Here is a 26,310-nt window from a genome sequence, read left to right on the forward strand (position 1 = left end):
GGTCATTCACCCGCGGCGCGCCGGATCGGGGGCGCCGGTTCCGCCTCGGCCGAAAGGTTCCGCACCGTCGCGCCGATATTCCGCCCGCGGCAGACCATCACCTCCAGCGGCGAGCCGGCCCAACGCACGCGCATCTCGCCGGCCAACCGTTCCGCCAGCGCCGCATCGCCGACGATGGCGAAGCAGGTCGGCCCCCACGAGCTTTGCCCGACTCCGGCGATCCCCTGCGCCTCCAGCCATGCCAACGCCTCGGCCACCAAGGGGCTGGTGAAGCGCCCACCCTGGGCCGGGGCGAAATGGTCGCCGACCGTGCGCTGAAGCTCGCCGATAGCCTGGCCGAACCGCTCCACATCGCGTTCGGCCAGCGCCGGCAGCGCAACCATCAGCATCAGTCGGCAGAGATGCGCCGCGGCGTCGGGCGGAAAAGGCGGCAGCCGGCGGAAGGCTTCGACTTCCGGCGCGCCGTGCAGCCCGTGGCCGCCGCGATGGAGCAGCAACAGGATGCGCCATTCCTCCGGGAAAGGCGCCCGCGCGATCACCGGCGGCGCGGCGTCCAGCCCGCCCCGGCCACCGTCCAGCAGCACCCCGCCCTGCTCGAAGGCAGCCAGCCCGATGCCGGAACGTGCTCCCCGCTCTAAGGCGCGGGCCAGATCGCGGGCGGCGGTGCCCCGCCCCTCCAGGCAGGTGAGCGCCGTTGCGACCGCGAGATCCGTTTGGGTGCCGGAGCCCAAGCCGACATGGGACGGAATCGCCTCCTCCACCGTCACGGCGACGGCATCCGGCAGGCCCGCTTCCCGGACCAGCCGTTCGATGCTGCGGCGGACGCGGTCGGCCGATGGCCCGCTGACCGTCAGCCGGTCGGCCGGGCGGGCGCGCAGGACGATGGCCGGCCGATCGATGGCGATGCCGAGACTGCCGAAGCGGCGTCCCAACCCGCCATTGAGATCGACGAAGCCGGCATGCAGGCGTGCAGGCGCACGGACCCACACCTCTCCTATCCGATTGCGCTGGTGGCTCATCTGCATTCCCTTTGCGCGGGTCACCGCACAATGTTAGCGTTACGAACAAAATTGTCCGTAGCGCGAACGAGTATCCACGCGCGGTAACCCAAACGGGGCACGGAAACACGGGGAGGAAAACGGGCATGACCGGACCGCTCTGCCTGCCGATGACCGACCATGACCGAATATTGTCAACTCTGTTCCGGGCCTTGTGCTTGGGCGCCCCCTGGCGAAGACCGCCACTCTTCTCGAACTACTCGGATTGACTGCGTTTTCCCGCAAAAGCGACTTTCCGCTCAGCCGAATTGGGGGGCCATGACCTTCCACCCCGACATTCTCTGTCCGTTCTGCGGCCTCGGCTGCGGTGACATCGGAATCGACCAGGACGATTCCGGCATCGCTCCCCGGCCGAGCGGCTGTCCGCAAGCCGACCGGCTGTTCCGCCGGTCCGCAACGGTGCCGACGGACGCCCGCATGGGCGGTACGGCCGTTTCCATGGACGATGCCGTCGCCGAGGCGGCCCGGCTGCTGGCCAACAGCCACGCACCGCTGATCGCCGGGCTCGCGACTGATGTGGATGGCGTGCTCTCCGCCCTGACTCTGGCCGAACGGATTGGGGCGACGGTGGACCATGAGCGGTCCGACGCGCTGTTCCGCAATCTGGCGGTCCTGCGCCGCTTCGGCTGGTCGACCACCACATTGGCCGAGCTGCGCAACCGCTGCGACCTCGTCCTCGTTGTCGGCCCGGACCCGGCCGCCGCCTTTCCGCGCCTGTGGGAGCGCTGGGTGGTTCCGGAACCGGCCTTCATGCCCGATGGAGCGCGGAGCATCGTTTTTCTGGGTGGGAAGCCCATGCCGGAGACGGCGCAACTCCTGGGCGGGCAAATCGAAACGGTCGATCCAGGGGGCGCGGATCTCGCCACGCTGGTCGCCCGACTGCGGACGGCGCTGGCCGGTCGGGCGGCGGCCGGCGACGCAATGACCGAACTGGCGGCCCGGCTGCGCGCTGCCCGCTATGCGGTGGTAATATGGGCAGCGGGTCTGTTCCAGGGGCCGCAGCCGGACATGATCGTGGAAGGGCTGGTCCGGCTGATCCGTACCGTGGACGGCACCACCCGCTGCGCCGGGCTTCCGCTGTCGGGGGCCGACAACGTGATCGGCGCCAATCAGGCCTCCGGCTGGCGCACCGGCTTTCCCTTGCGCACCGGCTTCGACGGCGGCGTGCCGACGCACGATCCGGAACGGTTCGACTGGCGCCGCCGCCTGCAGGATGCCGACGTTACCTTCTGGATTTCCGCCTTCCGCCCGGAGATGCCGGAGTTCAGCACCAACGGCACCGTCATCATGCTGGCGCCGCCGGAAATGGCCATGACTCCGGAACCGGCTCTGTTCATCCCGGTGGGGACGCCGGGCATCGACCATGCCGGCGACGTGTTCCGCGCCGACAGCGTGGTGGCGCTGCATGCCGGAATGCTGATCGACCGTGGCCTGCCCAGCGTTGCCGGGGTGATCGGCAGCATCCTGGCGGTGCTGGACCAGACCGCCACAATCAAGGAGACCGCCGGATGCTGACGAAGCTTGCCGGCGGACGGCTATTCGACCCGGCCAATGGCCGGCACGGCGAGGTCGCCGACCTCTGGCTGCGCGACGACCGCGTCACCGCCGATCCGGGGCCGGGCGCCACGCCCGACGCGGTGTATGACGTGACCGGCAAGGTGGTGATGGCCGGCGCCATCGACATCCACAGCCACATCGCCGGCGGCAAGGTCAACCTCGCCCGCATGCTGATGGGCGAGGAACACGACCGGCACCGCTTCGCCGGCAGCGCCTGCGGCTGCGACAGGATTGGAGGCGGCAGCGGCATCGCCACCCCCTCCACCCACACCACCGGCGCCCGCTACATCGAGATGGGCTTCACCGCCGCCTTCGAGCCGGCGATGCTGGGATCCAACGCCCGGCACGCGCATCTGGAGATGAGCGACATCCCCTATATCGACACCGGCGGCTATCTGGTGCTGGGAAACGACGATTTCCTGCTGGACCTGATCGCCACCAATGCCGGGCAGGCGGCGGTCAACGATTATGTCGCCTGGATGCTGACGGCGACACAGAGCCTTGCCGTCAAAGTCGTCAACCCCGGCGGCATCAACGCCTTCAAGTTCAACGCCCGCAAGCTCGACCTTGACGAGGTCGGGCCGCACTACGGCGTCACGCCGCGCACCGTCCTGACCGTGCTGGCCCGCGCCGTGTACGAACTGGGACTGCCCCACCCGCTGCATGTCCATGGCTGCAACCTGGGCATTCCCGGCAACGTGGCGACGACGCTCGACACCATCCAGGCGGCGTCGGGCCTGCCCATGCACATGACGCACATCCAGTTCCACAGCTACGACACGGCGGGCGACCGCAAGTTTTCCTCCGGCGCCGCGGCGCTGGCGGAGGCGGTGAACCGGACGCCGACGCTGTCGGTGGACATCGGGCAGGTGATGTTCGGCCAAACGGTAACCGCGTCGGCCGACACCATGGCGCAGCGCCACACCGCCCCGCTTGCCCATCCGCGCAAATGGCTGGCGATGGACATCGAATGCGAAGCCGGCTGCGGCGTGGTGCCCTTCCGATATCGCGATAATTCCTATGTCAACGCGCTGCAATGGGCGATCGGGCTGGAGCTGTTCCTGCTACTCGACGATCCCTGGCGGGTGTTTCTGACCACCGACCATCCGAATGGCGCGCCCTTCACCTTCTATCCGGAACTGATCCGGCTGCTGATGGACCGCGATTACCGGCTGGCGAAGCTGGCGGAGATCCATCCCGACGCGCCGGCTCATACCACGCTGGGCTCCATCACCCGCGAATACACGCTGGCGGAAATCGCCATCATGACCCGCGCCGCGCCGGCCCGCATCCTGGGGCTCGCCGATCGCGGCCATCTGGCGCCGGGCGCGTCGGCCGACGTCACGGTCTACAGCGATCTGCCCGACCGCCGCGCCATGTTCGAGCGCCCCGATCTGGTCTTCAAGAGCGGCCGGCTGGTGGTACGGGACGGGGCGCTGGTGGCGATGGCGCAGGGCTGCACCCATGTCGTCCGTCCCGGCTTCGACGATTTGATCGAGCGCCGCATCGCCCGCTATTTCGATGAACGTATCGGCCTGCCGATCAAGCATTTCCGCATCCAGGACGCGGAGATCCGCCACGGTGCCGGGCCGCAGCTTCACCCCTGCCGGCGGCGGGAGGTGCCGTGATGGCGAAGATGCAGATCAACGGCGTGCGCATCGAAGACACCTTCGCCGAGGCGTTTCCGATGACCTACACACGGCTGGTCATCACCGCCGACACGCCCGCCTGGGTCGATGCGGCGACATCCAGCCTGACCGGCTTCGCCACTTCCGTCATCGGCTGCGGCTGCGAGGCGGCGGTGGAACGCCTGCTGACGCCGGAGGAGACGCCGGACAGCCGACCGGGGGCCGCGGTGATGATCTTCGGCATGTCCACCGGTGACCTCGCCAAGCTTGTCGTCAACCGCGTCGGGCAATGCATCATGACCTCGCCGGGATCGGCCTGCTATGCCGGGCTTCTCCAGGGGGCCAAGCGCATCCCGCTCGGCAATGGACTGCGCTACTTCGGCGACGGGCACCAGATCTCCAAGAAGTTCGGCGACCGCCGCTTCTGGCGCCTGCCGGTGATGGACGGAGAGTTCGTCTGCGAGGACAGCGTCGCTGTCGCCAAGGGGATCGGCGGCGGCAACTTCCTGATCCTGGCCGCCAGCCACCGCCAGTGCCTCGCCGCGGCGGAAGCGGCGGTCGCGGCGATCCGGTCGCTGCCGGGCGTCATCCTGCCCTTCCCCGGCGGCGTGGTGCGCTCGGGGTCGAAGGTCGGATCGAAATACAAGGCGCTGATCGCCTCCACCAACACGCGCTTCTGCCCGACCCTGCGGGCGGTCGAACCGGAAACCCTGCTGTCGCCGGATGTCGAAGCGGTGCTGGAGCTGGTGCTGGACGGCACCGACGAGGCGGCGATCCGCGCCGGCATGCGGGCCGGCATCGCCGCCGCCGCGGCCGGCGGCACAGCGGCCGGCGTGCTGGCGATCACCGCAGGGAATTACGGCGGAAAACTCGGGCCGCACCACTTCCACCTCCATGAGGTGATGGCATGAGCAGCCTGACCCTGACCTTCCGCGGCGATGCCGGGACGATTGTGGACATGTCCTCCCTGCTGCCGGAACGGCTGGCCGGCCAGACGGCGGAGGACATCGCCGGACTGCCGCTTCCCTGTGGTGGGGGAGTGACGACGGTCGGCGAGATGTTCGAGCTTTCGGCGGGCGATTCGGCCGAAGCGATGCTGATCCGGCCGGGGGAGGCCGTTCTGCACCGGGTCGGTGCCGGCATGGCCTCCGGGCGCATCCTGGTCGAGGGCGATGTGGGAAGCCATGCCGGCGCCGGGATGAGCGGCGGCCTGCTGCGCATTACGGGCGATGCCGGCGACGCGCTGGGCGGTGCCCTGCCCGGCCTGCCGCTTGGGATGCGCGGCGGGCTGATCGGTGTCGGCGGCAGCGCCGGGGACCGCGCGGCCGAGCGGATGCGGCGGGGGATCGTCGTCGTCGACGGCATGGTCGGCGCCTATGCCGCCGGCTTCATGGTGGCCGGAACGCTGGCAGCCGGTGGGGGATGCGGCCCGCATCCGGGCTTCGGCATGCGGCGCGGCACGCTGCTGCTGGGCCGGCGGCAGGACACGGTGCCCGATGGCTTCGCCGATGGCGGCACGCGCGACTGGCTGTTCCTGCACCTGCTGCGACGCGGATTGGAGGGGACCGGAAGCTGGTTCGAGCGCATGGGCACCACCCGCGCCCATCGGTTCATCGGCGACCTTGCGGAAGGAGGGCATGGTGAGATCCTGGCGATGGTCTGAACGACGATCCCGCTTATCGATGCGCTGCCTTGCGGCTGTGGTTCTGCCGGTCATCGGATTGCTGTCCATTGCGCCATCAGCCATGGCCCAGGGAACCGATACTCAAAAAGCCGGCACGAAGGTGATGCTGATCGGCTATCTCGCCCGCCAGGAGGACCCGCGCACACCGCTGAGCTTCCTGGAGCCGGTCGCGACCGACGAGGGGCTTCAGGGCGCGCGGCTGGCGCTGGCCGACAACAACACCACGGGCCAGTTCCTCAACCAGAGCTACCGGCTGGTGGAACAGGTGCTGCCGCAGGATGGCGACATCTCCGCCGGGGTGAAGGCGCTGGCCGACGAGGGGGTACGGTTCGTCGTCGCCGATTTGCCGGCCGACGCGCTGCTCGCCGCCGCCGACCGGCCGGAAGCGAAGTCCATGCTGTTGTTCAACGCGCGCGCCACCGACGACGCGCTGCGCAACGACCAGTGCCGGGCCAACATCCTGCACACCGCCCCCAGCCGGCGCATGCTGGCCGACGCGCTGGCGCAATATCTCGCCTGGAAGAAATGGACGCGGTGGAGCCTGCTGACCGGCCGCGATCCCGGCGATGCGCTTTATGCCGAGGCCGTCCGCCGCGCGGCCAAGCGGTTCGGCGGCCGGATCACCGACGAGAAATCCTGGACCTTCGACACCGGAAACCGGCGCACCGACACGGGCGTCACCACCATCCAGTCGGACATCCCGCTCGCGACCCAGGGGCCGGACTATGACGTGCTGATCGTCGCCGACGAGGCGGGCGATTTCGGCGACTATCTCGACGGCCGCACCTGGTATCCGCGCCCGGTCGCCGGCACCCAGGGGCTGACCGCCACCGCTTGGTCGCGGGTGAACGAGCAGTGGGGCGCCACCCAGCTGCAAAACCGCTTCGAAAAACTGGCCGGCCGCTGGATGACGCCACGCGACTATGCCGCCTGGCTCGCCGTGCGCAGCATCGGGGAAGCGGCGGCCCGCACCAACGCCACCAGTTTCGACGACCTGACCGCCTATCTGCACAGCCCCGATTTCGAACTGGCCGGCTTCAAGGGCGAGGCCCTCTCCTTCCGCGCCTGGAACGGGCAGATGCGCCAGCCCATCCTGATCGCCGGGCCACGGATGCTGGTTTCGGTGTCTCCACAGGAGGGATTTCTGCACCCCGTGACACCTCTCGATACGCTCGGCGACGATGCGCCGGAAAGCAAATGCCGTCTCAACCGATAGGGCGGACCACTCCATGCGATTCCTGCTGTCCTGCACCCTGCTGCTTCTCGCCGGTCCGGTCATGTTGGCCGAGCCCGTGTTCGCCGAAACCATCTTCGTGTCCAACGAGAAGGACAACCAGATCGCCGTGGTCGACGGCGACAGCCTGCAAATCAAGAACAAGATCAAGGTCGGCCGCCGGCCGCGTGGTATCACGCTGAGCGCCGACGGAACGCAGCTCTTTGTCTGTGTCGGCGACGACAATCGCATCGACGTGGTGGACATCGCCAGCGGCAAGGTCGTCCACACCCTGCCCTCCGGGCCCGATCCGGAACTGTTCGTGCTGTCTCCGGACGGCAGGAAGCTCTATGTCGCCAACGAGAACGACAACATGGTGACGGTCATCGACGTCGCCGACCGGAAGGCCATCGGCAACATCCAGGTCGGCGTCGAGCCGGAGGGAATGGGGATCAGCCCGGACGGCAAGATCCTGGTCAACACCTCCGAAACCACCAACATGGCGCACTTCATCGACACGGAGAAACATAACGTCATCGGCAATGTGCTGGTGGACAGCCGGCCGCGCGTCGCCCGTTTCACCGACGACGGCAAACAGGTTTGGGTGTCGAGCGAGATCGGCGGCACGGTCAGCGTGATCGATCCGGCGGCGCTCAAGGTCATCAAGAAGATCAAGTTCGAGGTCACCGGCGTCCGGCGCGAAGCCATCCAGGCGGTGGGCATCCAGATGACCAAGGACGGCAAGCGCGCCTTCGTGGCGCTGGGACCGGCCAACCGGATCGCCGAGATCGACACCGGCAGCTTCGAGGTGAAACGCTATTTCCTGGTCGGCCAACGCGTCTGGAACCTCGCCTTCTCCCCCGACGAGAAGCGGCTCTACACCACCAACGGCATCAGCAACGACCTGTCGGTGATCGACCTGGAGCGCAACAAGGTGATCAAGAGCATTCCGGTCGGCGGCGCGCCCTGGGGCATCGTCGTCAAGCCGTGAACTGACGGAACCCGGAACCGGAACGCTCGGTTGATGGGGGATGACCGGGTGCGTCGGCGACCTTGGCCGACGGCCCGACGCGGCGCGCGGCAGGAACCGACGGGTCCTGATCCGCCGTGCCGGAACCGTCCATTCCCGGAGACATGCGATGAAGCACTTCACGACCCTGCCCCTGACCGGCCTTGCGTTGGCTGCCGGCCTCGCCATCGCCGCAATGCCCGCTTCGGCCCAGCCCGGCAGCAACTCGAACGACAACTCCACCGGCACCACCACTGGCACCACCACCCAGAACGCTCCCGCCGGGACCAGCGGACAGCTGCCGCCCGACTCCCTGCCTGGCAAGCGCCAGGGCGCGATCGGCGGTGCGCCGGTGTCGCAGGGCAGTTCCGGCTCCTCGACCGAAGGCACCACCTCGCCGACCGGAAAGCTGCCCGACGATTCCCTGCAGAAGGAGCGTCAGGGGACGATTGGCGGGCATCCGGTCACCCAGGGTGGCTCGGGCCAATCGGATGACAAGAAGGACGAGCAGTAACCGGCACCTCTCGCCCGGCTTCGTGACATGATCGCGGCCGCTGCCACCGAAGATGGGGTAGCACTGTCCGAAAGGCCGTGCCATCCCGGTCAGGACCAGGGAAGCGGGAAGGCGGCGGCTGCGATTTCAAGTTACTCCGAACCTCTTTTGAGAGTTTGTTGGCAAAACAAACAAGATGCCATAATGGCTGCCGTGACCGACGCCGTGCCCGCAGGTATCCAGTGAACAGTCATGCTGGATCCGTGTGGCTGGCGTGCCCCGCATGACCTGCGGCGGTCCTCCAATGATTTTAAAATGCATGGGAGAAAGCGGCGATGGGCATGTGGCAGGGGTCATCCCCGAAAATCAATCGTGTGCTGGTGGGCGAATCGCTGGTCGGCGACGGCAATGAGGTCGCGCATATCGACCTGATCATGGGGCCGCGCGGCAGTGCCGCCGAAACCGCCTTCTGCAATGCGCTGACCAACAACAAGGACGGCTTCACCAGCCTTCTGGCGGTCATCGCCCCCAATCTGCAATGCAAGCCCTCGACCATCCTGTTCAACAAGGTGACGATCAAGGGCGCGGAGCAGGCGGTGCAGATGTTCGGCCCGGCCCAGCACGGCGTCGCCAAAGCGGTCGCCGACTGCGTCGCGGCAGGAACCATCCCGCAGGACGAGATCGACAACATCTTCATCTGTGTTGGCGTCTTCATCCATTGGGAGGCCAAGGACAACGCCAAGATCCAGGATTACAACTATCGCGCCACCAAGGAAGCGATCGAACGCGCGGTGTCGGGATATCCGACCATCAAGGATCTGCTGAACCAGAAGGATTCGGCAAAGCATCCGTTCGCCGCCGGCTAAAAGTCGATAGCGCCCAACCGGAAGGGCGGCAGCCGTGATGCGGTCGCCGCCCTTTCGGTGCTGTTGCAGGGTCGGCCGCATTTTTCCGGCCACGGCCGAGCGATGGCAGTCAATCGCCCTCGATTCGAAAGATAGGGTGGACTCCGGCGGACGGCTTCATGCCGCGCCCTGCTGATCGGCAGGAAAGGACGGAATACCTTCAGCTCACCGGACAATTTTGCGAACGCCATGGCTGACGGATCACACGTCAAGCGGTTCATGCCGAACCCCACGGGATTTTACGAAACTCGACATCTCTTTCAACATCGTGCCAGATCAGCGGCTATTTCATGGAATTATTCCAGTTCCAAGGAAGGAACCGCGCAACGACCATTTTGCGCCGCACAAAGAACTAGCCATAATTCTCACGGCACTATCCGTTGGGGTTATGGTCGCTCCATGGCAACACGGGTACAATTTCCTAATGGGCTCCACCCGGCAATCCTGCCTGATCGCCCATTCCAGCGGAGGAAGCGGACATGAAGACTTGGCGCAAGCCGACGATTGTCGAGATTTCGGTCGGTACCGAGATCAACGCCTACGCCTGCGCCGGTTTGTAACCGGCGCATCTGATTGGCAAGGGTGACCCTTCCCTCAAACATCCGTCCACGCTTTCCACTCATGATGTTCCACTCAGGCCGGCCGCGGCTCGAAATGGGCGAAGAACTGCCCGGTGCCGTCAGGTGCGCTCGCATCATAATGCAGCGCGCAGAGCCGCAGCCGGCCGGCATCACCCAACTCCGGGCCTGACAACATGCTGTGAAAGCTCTCCCCACCGAGCAGGCGATGCGCGGTGGTGAGATACAGCCGCGAAAGCCTGCCGTCCCGCAACATGGTGTCGAGCATCCGCGGTCCCGTCAGCAGATAGAGGCTGCGGAAGCCCATGCTGCCCAATTCGCGGACCAATGCCCCTCCTTCCACCGAAGTTCCAACTCCCGCGGTCAGCACGTCGTAACCGGCGGCGCGCCAGTTGGCGACCCGGTCGGGCGGCGCCCCGGCGCCGGTGGCGATGATTACGCGCTGACCATGGCGCGCCGGCGAGTCCGGCATCGGGAACTCCAGGCTGGCACTGGCGACGACCACGGCCGGCTGCGGCGGCAGGCCATTGTCGGCACGCCATTGCGCAAGCTCCCCCGTCGCCTCCTGCACACCGACCTGCAGAACATCGTCCAGCCGCCCGGCCGCGAGGTCGCGCAGATAGCCGCCATGGGTGACGAGACAATCCGCCTGCGCCTGAAGTTCGAGGAACAGCCGGAAGTCGTTGCCGCTGACCAGCCCGGCCGGCAGCCGGCTCTCCCCGGTGACGGGATCGCGCAACGCGATGCGCCCGTCCAGACTGCCGACGAAGCTGGCATAGACGAAGGGGGCGTCGGCGCTTCCCCGCTCATGCAGGCGGTGGGCGAGGTAGGCGCCGGGAAGCGCGATTTCCTCCGGTGCGCCGGGAAAGAGGCGGAGCATGCGTTCAGTCATCGAGACCCTCCCGACGCCGCGGCTTCGACCCGGCGAAGGAAATCCGCGGCAAGCGCATCGGCGATGTCGATTTTGCTGACCGACTGCAATCCCTGCCAGGCGGGCATCGAATTGACTTCCAGCACCAGCCAGCGGTTTTCGTCGCCGGGAGCGGGAATGAGATCGACGCCGGCATAGTCCGCGCAGACCGCGGCGGCGGCCCGCACCGCCAGATCGGCGACGACACCTTCGGGGATCAACGCCTCGCAGCTTGCACCCTGATGGACATTCGTGATCCAGCTGCGGCCATGGCGGATCATCGCTGCCACCGCAACGCCGCCCACCACGAAGACCCGGCAGTCGCGCCATTCGCCCTCCCGCCGCGGCGGCACGAAGGGCTGCAGGTAATAGACGCCGGCGACGGCTTCGGGCTCCGGCACCTCGTCCGGCCGCGACAGGCGGCGCAGACCGCGCCCCTGGGCGCCGAACAGCGGCTTCAACACGCAATCCGGCGAGTCGGCCACCGCGGCGCGGGCCAGTTCGGCGGACTGGACGGCCACGGACGGGGGCGTCGGCAGGCCGGCATGGGCCAGCAGGAAGCTGGTGGTGCTCTTGTCCACACAGCGCTCGATGGCGCGCGCCGTGTTGTAGACCGGCACCCCCAGACGATCCAGCGCATGGAGCACCCCCAGCCGCAGGGTCACCTGTTCGAAACTGCCCTGCCCGACCACGCGCACGAAGGCCCCGGACGGCAGCGTATCGCCGAACCCCGGCAGCAGAAGCCCCGTCCCGGTCCGTCCAACGGCAAAGCCGCAGCCGTTCAGCGGCACGCGCCGGCATTCGACTCCCCGGCGTGTGATCGCCCGCTCCAGCCGCGCCGCATGCCAGTCGGCCCCGTCGGTGAACAAAGCGACCACATCGGTCATGCTGCCTCCGCCAAAGCATGGTGCAAATACAACTCACGCGCACGCCGGCCGGCAAGGCGGCGGGCTTCCTTCATGTCGGGTCCATCTGCAATCACGGTACAAAGCGGAGCGCCCGCAGGAATGCGCGCGGGCGTGCGCGGACGGTCGGCGGTCCAATCCGGCCAGCACAAGCCATCCTGAAGCAGGATCGGCGCGGCGCTGTAGACCACCAGGGCGGCGCGGCAGCCGGCGAGCGGCGGCAACTCGGCGGGCAGCGTCCCGGCACAGGCGGCCAGATGCAGGCCGAACAGGCTGGGCATCGGCGGCCGGTCGAACAGGTCGAGCGTCGCACCCGGCCGCGGATTGATCTCCAGCAGGCACCAGCCGGCCGGTCCCGCCAGGAAATCGGCGCTGTTGAGCCCGACCAGCCCCACCGCGGCGGCGATCCGCGACACCGCCTGAATCATTGATGCAGCCATCGCCGCGGCGGTCCCGCCGGAAGCCGGCATCGGGCCGACCGCCCCGCCATAGCGGTAGGGTTGGCCGGGAGCCGGCGCCACCCATTGCCGGCTGAATCCGATTGGCAGCACACGGCGGCCATCGGCCAGGAACAGCAGGGACACCGGACGCCCGGCGCTGCGGCGCTGAGCATAATGGCCGGCCGTCAATCGCGAGGAGGCCGGCCGGATGTGAGCGCCACCGCTGGCGCCCGCACGCTTCATCAGCCAGCCCCCGGCGTCGGCCGGCGGCGCCGTGGCGACCTCCGGATGCGGAATGCCGAGGCCGGCAAGCAGGTCTGCGAAGGCAAACGGGTCCTTTAGCCGCGCCACCGTTTCCGCCCGATTGCCGATCACCGGCCGGCTGCGCGCCAGTGCCGTCAGCAGTTCGGGCCGATCCTCGAACCCGGCGCCATAGACCAGCGGCAGCCGGGACAAATCCGGTGCGGCCAGCGCCCGCCGCAATGCCGCAACGGGAATGCGCAGCTGCCGTGATGGCAGGGTCCGGCAAGGATCGGCCATGGCGGCTGTATCGGTGTCGGCGAACAGGTCCAGGGCAGCGACGCTCCGCCCACCGCGGCAGGCACTCGCCACCAGTGCCCGCGCCGACAGCGCCACCACCACGAATTCCGGGACTGCCGTCGCGGTCAAGCTCCGCTCCCCCTGCGAAAGCATCTTGAACATTCATTTGCAATCCCAACAATCATGCGCAGCAGCCATCTTTGCAATGACCCTTCCGAACAACGGCCCGTGCCGCCCACCCGATGCCGCCAAGGGATCGCTGCTTGGGTCCGGAGCAGGGTACCCGCCTGGGGGAAGACTGGATGTACGAAGCCGCGATGCCTGCGGACCCTCCATCGATTCCCGCGATCCACGGCCCTCCCGCCTTGGCCGTGGAGGAGTTGAGCCACAGCTTCGGCAAGCGGGTGGCGCTGGACCTCGTGTCCTTCGCCGTGCAGCCGGGTGGCTTCACCATGCTGCTTGGTCTGAATGGGGCGGGAAAGACCACGCTGTTCTCCCTGATCACCCGGCTCTATTCCAACCGCACCGGCGCCATCCGCATCTTCGGCTTCGATCTGCGGCGCCAGCCGACCCGCGCGCTGGAACGGATCGGCGTGGTGTTCCAGCAGCCGACACTCGACCTCGACCTGACCGTCCGTCAGAACCTGCGCTACCATGGCGGCCTGCACGGAATGGCGCCGTCCGACTGCGAAGCCCGTGCGCGGGAGGAACTGGCCCGCATCGGACTGGCGGAGCGCGCCGACGACAAGGTCCGCGCGCTGTCCGGCGGGCAGCGGCGGCGGGTGGAGATCGCCCGCGCCCTGGTACACCGACCAAGCCTGCTGCTGCTTGATGAGCCGACGGTCGGTCTGGACACCGAATCGCGCCGGCAAATCCTTGGCCATGTCCGCGCACTCTGTCGTGAGCAGGGGCTGGCGGTGCTGTGGGCCACCCATCTGTTGGACGAGGCGAAGGACGAGGATTCCGTCGTCATTCTGCATCAGGGGCGGCTGCGCGCCTCCGGCAGCGTGCGCGCGGTCTGCGCCGAGTCGGGCGCCGCCACCCTGCCCATCGCCTTCGCCGCATTGACGACCGGGGAGCGTCGGACATGAGCGCCGCCACCTACTGGTACTGCCTGCGCAGCATCATCGTGCGCGAGGGGCTGCGCTTCCTGCACCAGCGCGAACGCTTCTTCGCCGCACTGGTCCGGCCGCTGGTCTGGCTGGCGATCTTCGCCGTCGGCTTCCGCGCCGTGCTGGGGGTTTCGATCATCCCGCCCTACGAGACCTACATCCTCTACGACGAATATGTCGTGCCCGGCCTGGTCGCGATGATCCAGCTGTTCAACGGCATGCAGAACTCCCTGTCGATGGTCTACGACCGCGAGATGGGGAGCATGCGGACGCTGCTGGTCAGTCCGCTGCCGCGCTGGTACCTGCTGGTCGCCAAGCTGCTGGCCGGCGTCGCGGTGTCGATCGCGCAGGTCTATGTTTTTCTCGGCATCGCATGGCTATGGGGGGTGGAGCCGCCGCCGCTGGGCTATCTCGCGGCCTTGCCAGCACTGCTGCTCAGCGGGCTGATGCTGGGGGCGCTCGGCCTGCTGCTGTCATCCTTCGTCAAGCAGCTGGAGAATTTCGCGGGGGTGATGAATTTCGTGATCTTCCCGATGTTCTTCGCCTCCTCCGCCCTCTATCCGCTCTGGCGCATCAAGGAGGGCAGTCCGACGCTGTACCAGATTGCCGCCTGGAACCCCTTCACCCAGGCGGTGGAACTGATTCGCTTCAGCCTGTATCTCCGAGTCGACGTGACGGCGCTGTTGTGGGTGACCGGCTGTCTGGTGCTGTTCCTGGGAGCGGCGGTTCTGGCCTACGATCCCGGGCGCGGCTTCTGGGCGCGGCGGGGTGGACCGGCCGAACAGACCTGATACTGCGAGCTGAAGCTCTGCCGTTCCCACCAATTGGGTAACGCTTCTGCGTCGTCCCCTCCGTTATTTCGCTTCTTCCAAAAACTTTCGAACGGTAGCGGAAAATAATCTTCACAGCCTATCTTTGTTTGAGCACACTGAATGTCAGCGTCGCCAACATAGTGCGGGGCAGTTTAGAACCCCGCCAACGGTCGTGATCCGGCATTTTCGACCGGCGCGCCTGCGATGCCGCAGCAGTTTGAACGCGGAGCGTCGGTGATCCATTCGCCCGACGCTCCCGGCCTACGTCACGCATCGATCGTCGAGGGAGAACGCCCTCTCAAAGACCGCATTTTACCAAAGCAGCCGCCTGCCGCCGCACAGTCCCTGGGACAACCGCCAAAAAACGGGAGGAAACACATGAACCCCTTTGTGCGCTGTCTGCTCGTCACCGCCGCGATCCAGGCGGCCACCATCACAGTCGCCACCGGCGCTTTCGCCAACGACGACATCATGAAGAACCAGAAGGATCCGGCCAACTGGGCGTTGCAGCTCGGCAACTATGCCGGCCAGCGTTACAGCACGCTCGACCAGATCACCCGCGACAACGTGAAGAACCTGCGGCCGGTGTGGCAGTTCTCCACCGGTGTGCTCCGCGGTCACGAAGGCGGTCCCATCGTCGTCGGCGACACGATGTACATCTCCACGCCGTTCCCCAACATCGTCTACGCGCTCGACCTCAACGACAATGGCCGCATCAAGTGGAAGTATGAGCCCAAGCAGGATTCGTCGGTCATCCCGGTGATGTGCTGCGACACCGTCACCCGCGGCGTCGCGGTGGCCGGCAACAAGCTGTTCCTGGGACAGGCTGACAACACGCTGGTGGCGCTGGACACGGAAACCGGCAAGGTGGTGTGGTCGGCCAAGAACGGCGACGCGACCAAGGGCGAGACGCTGACCGCCGCCCCGCTGGTGGTGAAGGACAAGGTCTATGTCGGCATCAGCGGCGGCGAGTTCGGCGTGCGCGGCCATCTGACGGCATACGACATCAACACCGGCAAGATGGTGTGGCGGGCCTATTCGACCGGTCCTGACAAGGACGTGATGATCGACCCGCAGAAGACGATGATGCTCGGCAAGCCGATCGGCGAACCGGATCTGGGCATCAAGACCTGGCCGGCGGACCAGTGGAAGATCGGCGGCGGCACCACTTGGGGCTGGTACACCTACGATCCCGAACTGAACCTGATCTATTACGGCACCGGCAACCCGGGAACCTGGAACCCGACACAGCGCGCCGTCGACAAGGACCGGGCCAAGAGCGACAATAAATGGTCGATGACCATCTTCGCCCGCGATGCCGACACCGGTCAGGCGAAATGGGTGTTCCAGAAGACGCCCTTCGACGAATGGGACTATGACGGCGTCAACGAGAACATCCTGGCCGACGTCACCGTCGGCGGCACCAAGCACAAGGCCCTGATCAACTTCGACCGCAACGGCTTTGCCTACACCATCGATCGCACCAACGGCGAACTGCTGGTCGCGCAGAAATACGATCCGTCCGTCAATTGGGCGAGCGAGATCGATATGAAGACCGGCCGGCCGAAGGTGAACGACAAATACAGCACCTTCGCCCAGGGCGAGGATCACAACACCACCGGCATCTGCCCGGCGGCGCTGGGATCCAAGGACCAGCAGCCGGCCTCCTACTCGCCGGACAGCGGCCTGCTCTATGTGCCGACCAACCACATCTGCATGGATTACGAGCCGTTCAAGGTCGAGTATTCCGCCGGACAGCCCTATGTCGGCGCGACGCTCAGCATGTATCCGGCTCCGAATTCGCATGGCGGCATGGGCAACTTCATCGCCTGGGATCCGGCGGCCGGCAAGGTCGTCTGGTCGAAGCCCGAGCGCTTCGCGGTGTGGAGCGGCGCCCTGTCGACCAAGGGCGGCATCGGCTTCTACGGGACTCTGGAAGGCTATCTGAAGGCGTTCGACCTGAAAGACGGCAAGGACCTGTACAACTTCAAGACGTCGTCCGGCATCATCGGCAACGTCAACACCTACATGCACAAGGGCAAGCAGTATATCGCCGTGCTGTCGGGCGTCGGCGGCTGGGCCGGCATCGGGCTGGCGGCCGGACTGACCGGCGAGCAGGAAGGCCTGGGCGCGGTCGGCGCACACAAGGCGCTGGGCGAATACACCCAGCTGGGCGGCACGCTGACCGTCTTCGCGCTGCCCGACAACCAGTGATGTACCGACAGTGATTAACAGGCAGTGATGCACAGGCGGGCGCCGGTTCCCTCGAGGGCCGGAGCCCGCCCTTTTCCAAGCTGATGGTGCCTACGCATGAAGGCAGTGGGGAGAAAGAGCAAGATGCCCAAATACCTGATCGGGCTGTGCGCCGCCGTCGGGTTCACCGCGACCCTGACCCTCGGTACCGCGTTCGGCCAGCAGGATGCCGCACAGAAGCCAACCCAGAACCAGACATCGCCGGACGGAAAATCGACACAGGAGGCGAAGGTCGCCAATCCGGAAGAGCTGATGGATGACCAGGGCGTGCCGCTCTACATGGTCAAGGACGGCAAGGTGGATAAGGGAACCTACAACGGCTATCGGCGCTACGCCTCCTCCTGCCATGTCTGCCATGGACCGGACGGGCTCGGCTCGTCCTTTGCGCCGGCGCTGGTCGATTCACTCAAGCGGATGGACTATTGGCAGTTCACCGACGTCGTCACCAACGGGCGCACCAATATGGGCGCCACCGGCGACAAGGTGATGCCGACCTTCGGGTCCGACCCGAACGTGATGCTGAACCTCGCCGACATCTACCGCTATCTCAAGGCCCGGTCCGACGACAAGCTCGGCCGTGGGCGGCCCGAGCGGTTCAAGTCGGCATCGTGAGCCCGGCATGACCCGCCGGCCCGCCTTTCCTTCCCATGCCCTGCTGCTGGCCGTCGCGCTCTGCGCGGCGGCCGTGCCCGCTCTGGCGGCATCGGGGCAGGCGGAGGGCATTCCCACCGACGTGCTGCGCGTCTGCGCGGATGCCAACCTGCTGCCCTTCTCCAACGACCATGGAGAGGGGTTCGAGAACCGCATCGCCCAGCTGATCGCCGACGATCTGAAGGTGAAGCTGGCCTTCACATGGTGGCCTCAGACCATTGGCTTCGTCCGCAACACGCTGCGCACCCGCCAGTGCGATCTGGTGATGGGCACCGCGGTCGGCGAAGAGCTGATGCAGAATACCAACCCCTATTACCGATCCACCTATGCGCTGATCTACCGGAAGGATTCCGGGATCACCGCCAGGACCCTGGCCGATCCATCCCTGCAAGGGGCGCGGATCGGTGTCGTCGCCCGCACGCCTCCATCCACCGTGATGCTGCGCCACGGGCTGACCAACCTGGAGCCATACCAACTCGACACCGACACGCGCGCGCACCATCCGGCCCAGCGGGCGGTGGAGGACGTCGCGGCGGCGCGCACCGACGCGGCCATCGTCTGGGGTCCCATCGCCGGCTATTTCGCCGCCCGGCAACAGGTGCCGATGGCGGTCGTGCCGCTGATGGACGAGCCGGGAACCACACCCTTCCAATACATGATCTCCATGGGCATCCGCCCGGATGAGCCGGACTGGCGGCACTGGCTGAACGACTTCATCGTCCGCCGCCAGGACGACATCGACCGCATCCTGGCCGAATACCATGTCCCGCTCGTCAATGCCGACGGCACCATCCGGGCGGAGGTGGCGGAACCCGACAGCTATCGCATGGCCGACTACCGGGCCCCGACGCCGCCCGGTCTGCGCGGCGCCGAAACGGTGGGTCCGGCGGAGGTCGAACGGCTGGCGCAGGACGGCGCCATCCTGATCGACGTTCTGCCGACACCGCCAAAGCCCGAAGGCCTGACATCGGAGAGCCGGTGGGTGCCGCCGCCGCATCGCAGCCTGCCCGGCGCGCACTGGCTGCCCAATGTCGGCTATGGCGCGCCGTCGGCGGAGCAGGAGGCCTATTTCCGCACGAGTCTCGAAAAGTTGACCGCAGGCGACCGCAAGCATCCACTGGTGGTGTTCTGCCAGCCGGACTGCTGGATGAGCTGGAATGCGGCCAAGCGCGCGGTCGCCCTGGGATATGAGGCGGTCAAATGGTATCCGGCCGGCACCGAAGGCTGGAAAGCCGCGGGACACGAGCTGGTCACCGTCGAACCGGAACCCCAGCCCGACTCCCAGCCGACATCCAAGGTGGCGAACTGAGCGATGGGCTCAGGACAGCAGGGCCGAGAGCATCCGGGCGATCTGGCCGAGCCGCTGTTCGATCAGGGCCGGCTGCTCGCACACCGCGCCCTGCGCCCGCCGACGGTCGTCGAGAATGCGACGGTCCCAGGCGATGGCATCCTTGATCTCCTTTGCCCGAGCCTGATCACCGGATGCGGCGTCGAGGTCGCGCAGGGCCGCGGCAATGCGTTCACGCAAGGCCCGCTGGTGCTGGGCATAGCGCTCGATGGATGCGATGGCGGCGCTGCGCCGGCGGTCCAGCGTCTGGAAGGTGCCGGCGAAAGCCAAGGCGATCCGATGGTCCCGTTCCGGCGAAGCCCCCTGCTTCTCCGGTCTGGCCAGCGCCTCGGCCTCCGGTTCCAGGGTGGCGGGGTCGACGCTGTCGTCGGACGCGCGCCGGACCAGGGTGGCGACCGCCGGGTCACGCTGCCATTCGTCCCCCAACCCATCGACCGACGGACCGTCCCAGACGGATGCCGGCGACAGGGTCGGGACCAGGATCTGCTGACAGGGCCAATCGGGATTCTTCGGGTCCTGCGCCCAGCCGGCGGCAGGCAACCCGACGAACACGGCCGTGGCGAGAACCGCGGCGAGGGCGGTTCCGAGGGTGGAGGAATATCGTTGCATGGCAAGAATGATGGCCTCGCCAACGATTGGACGCAATCGGAACCGGTGCGCAAAAGGGGATGCCCGATGGATCATGTGGGGAGGTGGAACGGAGCCGCTATCATCGCACTGGTGACACTGGTTCTGGCGGCATTCGCGGCGGCGGCACCCGCATCGGCACGGACGCTGGTCCTGGACCTCGAACTGGAGGACAGCAGCGGCGAGCCACCAGCCGCGGATCATGCGGAACGGTTGAAGCGGGTCAGCGCGGAGCTGCGGCATGCCTTGGATAGCAAGGGTTACGATGTGATCGACGATGCCGCCACGGCGCAGCTGACCGCGAAGCTGGTGCTGCCGGGGACGGCGATCCGCTCATGCAACGGCTGCGAACTGGACATCGCGCGCGCCGCCGGTGCCGATCTGGTCGTCTACGGCATCGTCCGCAAGGTCAGCAGCCTGATCCTGTGGATCGGGCTGGTCGTCGAGGATGTCGCCACCGGGCGCGTGGTGACGACGGCACGCGGCGACATCCGCGGCGACAACGAGACCTCGTGGTCGCGCGGCGTCGGCTGGCTGGTCGACCATCGGCTGGCGGAGTATGCGCCGGGAAAACGCTGAGCGGGCATGGACCGTCCGACGGACGGCCGCCGCAACAAACGACCGCCGGGCAGGCGGCGGGGAGGACCGAGAGATGCCGGACGAGTCCCAGAGCGGCTACAGCAGCATCATGAATGTCCTGCGGCCACCGCCGCCGCGCACCGCCGCGGTGATGCGCCGGTACGATCTGGTGCTGCGCGATTATGTCGGCGAGTTCCGCATCGGCGTCTGGGATCACGAGAAGACCCGGACCCAGCGCGTGCGCGTCAGCCTGACCGTCACCGTCGAGGTGCCGAACCGGCCCTTCGTCGACGACCTCGACGCCGTCGTCTCCTACGAATATCTGATCCAGGGGGTCGAGGCCTTCACGCGGAGCCCCCACATCCAGCTTCTGGAGGTGTTGGCGGAAAAGCTGCTGGCGCTGTGCCTGTCACCGCCGCAGGCGGTCTTCGCCCGGGTGCAGGTGGAAAAGCTGGAAATCGTCCCGCAGGCGGCAGGCGTCGGGGTGGTGCTCACCGGTGCAAGGGACCCGGTGCAATGACCGGGCTGACAGGCAGGATTTGGATCGAGCGGGAACGGGAGGCGGCATGGCCCGGCACATCCTGTTCCTGACCGGCTCCCTGGCGGAGAACCGGCTGCGGCAGGTTCTGCACTCGCTGGCTCCCCTGCCCTTCGAGACGACCATCGTCAACCTCGGCGTCAAGGTCGCGGCACTCGCCACCACCGAGATCGTGCTGCGGCGGCTGCACTCCGCACAGGACGCCGACCTGATCCTGCTGCCGGGCCGCTTCCGCGGCGATCTCGACATTCTCGCCGCCCATTTCGGCACGGCCGTCGAGCGCGGCCCCGACGAGCTTGAGGATCTGCCGCAATTCTTCCAGCGGCAGGCCCGCCCCCTCGATCTCAGCCGTCACGACACCCGCATCTTCGCCGAGATCGTGGATGCGCCGTCGCGCGACACCTCCGCCATCCTCGGCAAGGCGACGGAACTTCGCCGCGATGGCGCCGACGTCATCGACCTCGGCTGCCTGCCCGATACCCCCTTCCCCCATCTGGAGGAGGCGATCGGCGCCCTGCAGGATGCCGGCTTCAGCGTCAGCGTCGATTCCCTGAATGCGGACGAATTGCGCCGCGCCACCCGGGCCGGCGCCGATTATCTGCTCAGCCTGACCGAGGAGACGATCCATATCGTCGACGAGGGGGAGGCCGTCCCGGTGCTGATCCCGACCTCCCCGCAGGACCTCGACAGCCTGGGGCGCGCCATCGAAGCCATGAGCCGGCGCGGGCGGCATTTCCTGGTCGATCCGATCCTGGAGCCGATCCACCACGGCTTCACCGATTCGCTGCTGCGCTACCGCACGGTGCGCGAGCGCTGGCCCGACGCCGAGATCCTGATGGGCATCGGCAATGTGACCGAACTGACCGACGCCGACACCCCAGGCGTCACCGCCGTTCTGATGGGTGTGATCTCCGAACTGCGGATCGGCAACGTCCTGGCGGTGCAGGTCAGCCCGCATTGCCGGCGCGCCATCCGCGAGTTCGACGTGGCGCGGCGCCAGTTCTTCGCCGCCCGCGCGGCGCACAGCATGCCACGGGGCTTCGGCACCGGGCTGCTGTGCCTGCGCGACCGCCGGCCCTTCGTCCGCAGCGCCGAGCAGATCGCCGAGACCGCGGCACAGATTCGCGATCCCAATTACCGGGTGGAGGTCAGCGACGAAGGCATCCATCTCTACAACCGCGACGGCCACCATCGCGCCTCCGATCCCTTCGACCTGTTCCCGAAGCTGGATCCCGGCATCGACGCCGGCCATGCCTTCTATCTTGGGGTGGAACTGGCGCGGGCGCAGATCGCGTGGCAGCTCGGCAAACGCTATGCCCAAGACAGCGAATTGCGCTGGGGAGCCGCAACCGACGAGCCGCAGGACGATCCCACCGGCTTCCACGCCGCCGGCACGACCAAGCGAGGCGGCTGAGCCATGCCCCTGATCCGCGAGACCATCATCACCACCACCGGCGCCGACGGGCGGCCCCATGTGGCGCCGATGGGCGTGACGGTGGAGCTGGACGGCGAGGGCGAGCGCTTCATCCTGGCCCCGTTCCGGCCGTCGCGGACACTGGACAATCTGCTTGCCCGGCGCTGTGCCGTCGTCAACCACACCGACGACGTACGGGTTTTCGCCGGCTGCATCAGCGGACGCCGCCGCGACTGGCCGACCGTTCCTGCCGACCGGATCGACGCGCCCCGTCTGGCCGACTGCCTGTCGCACGAGGAAATCACCGTCGTGCAGGTGGAGGACGACCCGGTTCGCCCACGCTTCCACTGCCGCACCGTCCATGCCGCGACGCAGGCCCGCTTCCGCGGCTTCAACCGGGCGCAGGCGGCGGTGATCGAGGCGGCGATCCTGGTCAGCCGGCTGCACATGCTGCCCATGGACAAGATCGCGCGCGAGGCCGACTATCTGTCCATCGCCATCGGCAAGACCGCCGGCCCGCATGAGCTGGAAGCCTGGGATTGGCTGATGGCCCGCATCGCCGCTCACCAAGCGGGGGAGGACACATGACCGGATGGCTGGCCAGCGTCGCGGACGCGGCGGAAATCTCCCTGGTCCTGCCGGCGGGACCCGACATCCTCGACCTGAAGGACCCCAACGCCGGAGCGCTCGGCGCCTGGGATCCGGGGGATATCGCCTTGGTGGTTCAGGACATGGCGAACATGCCCAGGCGGCCAAGGCTGAGCGCCACCATCGGCGATCAGCCGATGCGGCCTGACGCCGTGGTGCCGGCGGCGCGCCTCATCGCCGGCACCGGCGTGGATTTCGTCAAGATCGGCTTTGCACCGGACGGCGCGCCCGACCGCTGCATCGATGCGCTGGCGCCGCTGGCGGCGGAGGGAGCAAAGCTGATCGCCGTGCTCTTCGCCGACCTGTGGCCCAGCGATCCCTGCTGCCTGCCCATCGACAGGCTGGCCGCCGCCGGCTTTCGCGGGGTGATGCTGGACACCGCCGGCAAACGCCAAGGCCTGCGCCACCATTGGCAGGATGACCAATTGGGCTCTTTCGTGTGCTGCGCACGGGCGCACCGGCTGCTGACCGGGCTGGCCGGGTCGCTGCGGGTCGCAGACATCCCGGCCCTGATGGCCCTGTCGCCCGACTATCTCGGCTTCCGCGGCGCGCTGTGCGGCGGGGAGCGGACCGCCGGCATCGACCCGCAGGCGGTCTCAAAGGTCGCCGCCTGCGTGGCCGGGTTGCCGACGGCTACTCCGCCGCCTCGGCAACCTGAGCCCGTTCGATCTTGATCGCGCAGTATTTGAACTCCGGGATCTTGCCGAACGGGTCGAGCTGCGGGTTGGTCAGCACATTCGCCGCGGCTTCCGCGTAGGCGAAGGGAATGAAGACCAAGCCCACCGGCATGCGGTCGTCGATGCGCGCCTTCAGCCGGATGGTGCCTCGCCGGCTCGACACCAGCATGTAGTCGCCGCTTCTCATCCCGGCGCGGGTGAGGTCGTGCGGGGAGACATAGGCCACCGCCTCCGGCTCCACCGCATCCAGAACGCTCGACCGACGGGTCATCGACCCGGTGTGCCAGTGCTCCAGCTGACGCCCGGTGGTGAGCACCAGCGGGTAGTCGAGGTCCGGCGTCTCCGCGGGGTTGATCGGCCGCGCCGGCACGAAGCGCCCGCGGCCGGACTTGGTCGGGAAGCCGTTGCCGAAGACGATGTCGTGGCCGGGCTCGTCCGGGCTGTCGACCGGGTAAGTGACGGAGCCCTCGCGCTCCACCCGCTCCCAGGTGATGTTGGCGAGCGACGGCATGGCGCCGACCATCTCCGCGAACACCTCCGACACATGGGTGTAGTTCCAGTTCAGGCCGAGCCCACGCGCCATGTCCTGGATGATCCACAGATCCTGGCGCGCCTCGCCCGGCATCGGCACCGCGGCGCGGCCCATTTGGACCTGACGGTTGGTGTTGATGACGGTGCCGTCCTTCTCCGGCCAAGCCGAGGCCGGAAGCACCACGTCGGCGTATTTCGCCGTTTCGGTCAGGAAGATGTCCTGCACCACCAGATGGTCCAGCATGGCCAGCGCCTCGCGGGCGTGGGTCACGTCCGGATCGGACATCGCCGGGTTCTCGCCCTCGATGTAGAGGCCCTTGATCCGGCCGTCATGGATGGCGTCCATGATCTCGACCACAGTCAGGCCGCGCTTGCCGTCCAGCTTGGTGCCCCAGTAGTTCTCGTAGAAGGACTGGACCTCCGGATCCTCGACCGACTTGTAGTCGGGGTAGAACATCGGGATCAGGCCGGCGTCGGACGCGCCCTGGACGTTGTTCTGGCCGCGCAGCGGGTGCAGGCCGGTGCCGGGGCGGCCGATCTGGCCGGTAACCAGCGACAGCGCGATCAGGCAGCGGCTGTTGTCGGTGCCGTGGATGTGCTGCGACACGCCCATGCCCCAGAAGATGATCGACGCCTTGGACCGGGCGAACAGACGCGCCACCGTGCGCAGGGTCGCGGCGGGGATGCCGCAGACCTTCTCCATCTCCTCCGGCGGATAATCCTTGACCGTCTCGGCCAGCGCCTCGAAATCCTCGGTGTTGGCCTGGACATACTGGCGGTCGTACAGCCCCTCCGCGATGATGGTGTGGAGGATGGCGTTCAGCATCGACACGTCGCGGCCCGGCGTGAACTGCAGCATGTGCGTGGCGTGGCGCGCCATGGCGAGCCCGCGCGGATCCATGACGATCAGCTTCGCCCCACGCTCCGCCGCGTTCTTGAAGAAGGTCGCGGCGACGGGATGGTTCTCCGTCGGATTGGCGCCGATGATGACGATGACCTCGGCATCCTCCGCCGCCATGAAGGGCGCCGACACCGCCCCCGACCCGACGCCCTCGATCAGCGCCGCCACCGACGAGGCGTGGCAGAGCCGCGTGCAATGGTCGACGTTGTTGGTGCCGAAGCCGGTGCGGACCAGCTTCTGGAACAGGTAGGCCTCTTCGTTCGACCCCTTGGCCGACCCGAAGCCGGCCAGCGCATTGCCGCCGCGCTCGTCGCGGATCTTGCGCAGGCCCCCGGCCGCCACCGCCAGCGCCTCGTCCCAGGTCGCTTCGCGGAAATGGGTGAAGGGGTTCATCGGATCGATGTCGACGTCGTGCTTGGACACGCCTTCCTTGCGGATCAGCGGCACGGTCAGACGGTCGCCGTGATGGGCGTAATCGAAGCCGAAGCGGCCCTTGACGCACAGGCGATTCTGGTTCGACGGACCGTCGCGGCCATCGACGGCGACGATCTTGTTGTCCTTGACCTTGTAGGTCAGCTGGCAGCCGACGCCGCAATAGGGGCAGACCGAGTCAACCTCACGGTCAGGAGCGTTGGTGTAGACGCCCTGCTGGTCCACCAGGGTGGCCGGCATCAGCGCGCCGGTCGGGCAGGCCTGCACGCACTCGCCGCAGGCGACGCAGGTGGACTGGCCCATCGGGTCGTCGAAGTCGAAGACGATCTTTTCCAAATGCCCGCGGGCCGCCATACCGATGACGTCGTTGACCTGAACCTCGCGGCAGGCGCGGACGCACAGGTTGCAGTGGATGCAGGCGTCGAGCTGGACCGCCATCGCCGGATGCGACATGTCGTCGGTCTTGGTCGGCCGGTCCACGGTGGGGAAGCGGCTGCCGGCGATCTCGACCTTGTCGGTCCATTTCCAGAAGGTGGAGTTGGGGTCGTGCGCGGTCTCCCGCTCTGGCTGGTCGGCCAGCAGCAGTTCGAAGACCAGCTTGCGCGACGCCTTGGCCCGCTCCGACGCGGTGCGCACCGTCATGCCGGGTTTGGGCTTGCGGATGCAGGAGGCGGCGAGCACGCGCTCGCCCTCGATCTCCACCATGCAGGCGCGGCAGTTGCCGTCCGGGCGGTAGCCCGGTTCCGGCCGGTGGCAGAGATGCGGGATCTCGGTGCCCACACGGGTGGCGACCTGCCAGATCGTCTCGCCGTTGCGTGCCTCGACCTCGGTGCCGTCCAGGGTGAAAGTGATGCCGTTGGACATGTC

General features: G+C 67.3%; 25 protein-coding genes. 19 read left to right on the forward strand and 6 right to left on the reverse strand.

Going from position 1 to position 26,310, the window contains the following annotated elements; all coding sequences use genetic code 11:
• Window positions 1–2: 2 nt before the first annotated feature.
• Entirely contained in the window at window positions 3–1,019 is a 1,017-nt protein-coding gene (locus M5E06_RS25090) for a beta-ribofuranosylaminobenzene 5'-phosphate synthase family protein (RefSeq protein WP_252140535.1), read from the reverse strand.
• A gap of 297 nt (window positions 1,020–1,316) precedes the next feature.
• Between M5E06_RS25090 and M5E06_RS25095 the strand changes: the two genes are divergently transcribed.
• The 9 genes from M5E06_RS25095 to pqqA all read left to right on the forward strand — a co-directional run bounded on the left by M5E06_RS25095 (window position 1,317) and on the right by pqqA (window position 10,107).
• Window positions 1,317–2,573 (forward strand): molybdopterin-binding domain-containing protein, encoded by a 1,257-nt coding sequence (locus tag M5E06_RS25095; RefSeq protein ID WP_252140536.1) that lies wholly within the window; start codon window positions 1,317–1,319, stop codon window positions 2,571–2,573.
• On the forward strand, window positions 2,567–4,243 hold the full coding sequence (locus M5E06_RS25100; RefSeq protein WP_252140537.1) for a formylmethanofuran dehydrogenase subunit A: 1,677 nt from the start codon (window positions 2,567–2,569) through the stop codon (window positions 4,241–4,243). The genes M5E06_RS25095 and M5E06_RS25100 overlap by 7 nt, the downstream gene beginning before the upstream one ends.
• Window positions 4,243–5,154 (forward strand): formylmethanofuran--tetrahydromethanopterin N-formyltransferase, encoded by a 912-nt coding sequence (fhcD, locus tag M5E06_RS25105; RefSeq protein ID WP_252140538.1) that lies wholly within the window; start codon window positions 4,243–4,245, stop codon window positions 5,152–5,154. The genes M5E06_RS25100 and fhcD overlap by 1 nt, the downstream gene beginning before the upstream one ends.
• Window positions 5,151–5,906 carry a formylmethanofuran dehydrogenase subunit C gene (locus tag M5E06_RS25110; protein WP_252140539.1) on the forward strand — a complete coding sequence of 252 codons (756 nt, stop codon included), beginning with the start codon at window positions 5,151–5,153 and terminating at the stop codon, window positions 5,904–5,906. Before fhcD ends, M5E06_RS25110 begins: the two co-directional genes overlap by 4 nt.
• Window positions 5,907–5,988: 82 nt before the next feature.
• Window positions 5,989–7,143: a lanthanide ABC transporter ABC transporter substrate-binding protein PedA1 gene (locus M5E06_RS25115; protein ID WP_252140540.1), complete on the forward strand. Its 1,155-nt coding sequence runs from the start codon at window positions 5,989–5,991 to the stop codon at window positions 7,141–7,143.
• Window positions 7,144–7,156: 13 nt separating this feature from the next.
• On the forward strand, window positions 7,157–8,131 hold the full coding sequence (locus M5E06_RS25120; RefSeq protein WP_252140541.1) for a PQQ-dependent catabolism-associated beta-propeller protein: 975 nt from the start codon (window positions 7,157–7,159) through the stop codon (window positions 8,129–8,131).
• A gap of 148 nt (window positions 8,132–8,279) precedes the next feature.
• A complete protein-coding gene (locus M5E06_RS25125; protein ID WP_252140542.1) occupies window positions 8,280–8,663 on the forward strand; it encodes a hypothetical protein in 384 nt (127 codons plus the stop codon).
• A gap of 314 nt (window positions 8,664–8,977) precedes the next feature.
• The gene (gene fae, locus M5E06_RS25130; protein ID WP_286208977.1) at window positions 8,978–9,508 is read left to right on the forward strand and encodes a formaldehyde-activating enzyme; all 531 of its coding nucleotides are present in this window, start codon (window positions 8,978–8,980) and stop codon (window positions 9,506–9,508) included.
• Window positions 9,509–10,026: 518 nt separating this feature from the next.
• Window positions 10,027–10,107, forward strand: a complete 81-nt coding sequence (gene pqqA / locus M5E06_RS25135; protein WP_085083035.1) for a pyrroloquinoline quinone precursor peptide PqqA — start codon at window positions 10,027–10,029, stop codon at window positions 10,105–10,107.
• A 73-nt stretch (window positions 10,108–10,180) separates the two neighbouring features.
• Here the strand turns inward: pqqA and M5E06_RS25140 are convergent, their stop codons facing one another.
• The 3 genes from M5E06_RS25140 to M5E06_RS25150 are packed head-to-tail and all read right to left on the reverse strand — an operon-like array spanning window position 10,181 to window position 13,082.
• Window positions 10,181–11,017, reverse strand: coding sequence for a RibD family protein (locus tag M5E06_RS25140; RefSeq protein ID WP_252140543.1), 837 nt, complete (start codon window positions 11,015–11,017; stop codon window positions 10,181–10,183).
• Window positions 11,014–11,922: an ATP-grasp domain-containing protein gene (locus M5E06_RS25145; protein ID WP_252140544.1), complete on the reverse strand. Its 909-nt coding sequence runs from the start codon at window positions 11,920–11,922 to the stop codon at window positions 11,014–11,016. The genes M5E06_RS25140 and M5E06_RS25145 overlap by 4 nt, the downstream gene beginning before the upstream one ends.
• Complete coding sequence (locus M5E06_RS25150) at window positions 11,919–13,082, reverse strand: ATP-grasp domain-containing protein (RefSeq protein WP_252140545.1); 1,164 nt, start codon at window positions 13,080–13,082, stop codon at window positions 11,919–11,921. The genes M5E06_RS25145 and M5E06_RS25150 overlap by 4 nt, the downstream gene beginning before the upstream one ends.
• Window positions 13,083–13,222: 140 nt before the next feature.
• On the opposite strand from M5E06_RS25150, the gene M5E06_RS25155 reads away from it, so the two are divergent.
• The 5 genes from M5E06_RS25155 (at window position 13,223) to M5E06_RS25175 (ending at window position 19,057) form a co-directional block, all read left to right on the forward strand.
• A complete protein-coding gene (locus tag M5E06_RS25155) occupies window positions 13,223–14,011 on the forward strand; it encodes a lanthanide ABC transporter ATP-binding protein PedB/LutE (RefSeq protein WP_252140546.1) in 789 nt (262 codons plus the stop codon).
• Window positions 14,008–14,823, forward strand: coding sequence for a lanthanide ABC transporter permease protein PedC (locus tag M5E06_RS25160; protein ID WP_252140547.1), 816 nt, complete (start codon window positions 14,008–14,010; stop codon window positions 14,821–14,823). Before M5E06_RS25155 ends, M5E06_RS25160 begins: the two co-directional genes overlap by 4 nt.
• Window positions 14,824–15,222: 399 nt before the next feature.
• Window positions 15,223–17,058 (forward strand): methanol/ethanol family PQQ-dependent dehydrogenase, encoded by a 1,836-nt coding sequence (locus tag M5E06_RS25165; RefSeq protein ID WP_252140548.1) that lies wholly within the window; start codon window positions 15,223–15,225, stop codon window positions 17,056–17,058.
• A gap of 123 nt (window positions 17,059–17,181) precedes the next feature.
• On the forward strand, window positions 17,182–17,709 hold the full coding sequence (locus M5E06_RS25170; RefSeq protein ID WP_252140549.1) for a c-type cytochrome: 528 nt from the start codon (window positions 17,182–17,184) through the stop codon (window positions 17,707–17,709).
• A gap of 7 nt (window positions 17,710–17,716) precedes the next feature.
• Window positions 17,717–19,057, forward strand: coding sequence for a quinoprotein dehydrogenase-associated putative ABC transporter substrate-binding protein (locus M5E06_RS25175; protein ID WP_252140550.1), 1,341 nt, complete (start codon window positions 17,717–17,719; stop codon window positions 19,055–19,057).
• Between the two features lie 9 nt (window positions 19,058–19,066).
• On the opposite strand, the gene M5E06_RS25180 is transcribed toward M5E06_RS25175, so the two are convergent.
• Entirely contained in the window at window positions 19,067–19,705 is a 639-nt protein-coding gene (locus M5E06_RS25180; protein ID WP_252140551.1) for a hypothetical protein, read from the reverse strand.
• 66 nt (window positions 19,706–19,771) lie between these two features.
• On the opposite strand from M5E06_RS25180, the gene M5E06_RS25185 reads away from it, so the two are divergent.
• The 5 genes from M5E06_RS25185 (at window position 19,772) to M5E06_RS25205 (ending at window position 23,576) form a co-directional block, all read left to right on the forward strand.
• Window positions 19,772–20,302, forward strand: a complete 531-nt coding sequence (locus M5E06_RS25185; RefSeq protein WP_252140552.1) for a DUF3280 domain-containing protein — start codon at window positions 19,772–19,774, stop codon at window positions 20,300–20,302.
• 73 nt (window positions 20,303–20,375) lie between these two features.
• The gene (locus tag M5E06_RS25190) at window positions 20,376–20,822 is read left to right on the forward strand and encodes a dihydroneopterin aldolase (protein ID WP_109075781.1); all 447 of its coding nucleotides are present in this window, start codon (window positions 20,376–20,378) and stop codon (window positions 20,820–20,822) included.
• Between the two features lie 46 nt (window positions 20,823–20,868).
• Window positions 20,869–22,254, forward strand: a complete 1,386-nt coding sequence (locus tag M5E06_RS25195) for a DUF6513 domain-containing protein (RefSeq protein WP_252140553.1) — start codon at window positions 20,869–20,871, stop codon at window positions 22,252–22,254.
• Between the two features lie 3 nt (window positions 22,255–22,257).
• Window positions 22,258–22,842 carry a DUF447 domain-containing protein gene (locus tag M5E06_RS25200; RefSeq protein WP_252140554.1) on the forward strand — a complete coding sequence of 195 codons (585 nt, stop codon included), beginning with the start codon at window positions 22,258–22,260 and terminating at the stop codon, window positions 22,840–22,842.
• Window positions 22,839–23,576, forward strand: a complete 738-nt coding sequence (locus M5E06_RS25205) for a (5-formylfuran-3-yl)methyl phosphate synthase (protein ID WP_252140555.1) — start codon at window positions 22,839–22,841, stop codon at window positions 23,574–23,576. Before M5E06_RS25200 ends, M5E06_RS25205 begins: the two co-directional genes overlap by 4 nt.
• On the opposite strand, the gene fdhF is transcribed toward M5E06_RS25205, so the two are convergent.
• Window positions 23,536–26,307, reverse strand: a complete 2,772-nt coding sequence (fdhF, locus tag M5E06_RS25210) for a formate dehydrogenase subunit alpha (RefSeq protein ID WP_252140556.1) — start codon at window positions 26,305–26,307, stop codon at window positions 23,536–23,538. The two genes, M5E06_RS25205 and fdhF, sit on opposite strands and share 41 nt — an antisense overlap.
• Between the last annotated feature and the right edge of the window lie 3 nt (window positions 26,308–26,310).

Source organism: Azospirillum sp. A1-3 (genome assembly GCF_023806445.1).
Classification (GTDB): Bacteria; Pseudomonadota; Alphaproteobacteria; order Azospirillales; family Azospirillaceae; genus Azospirillum.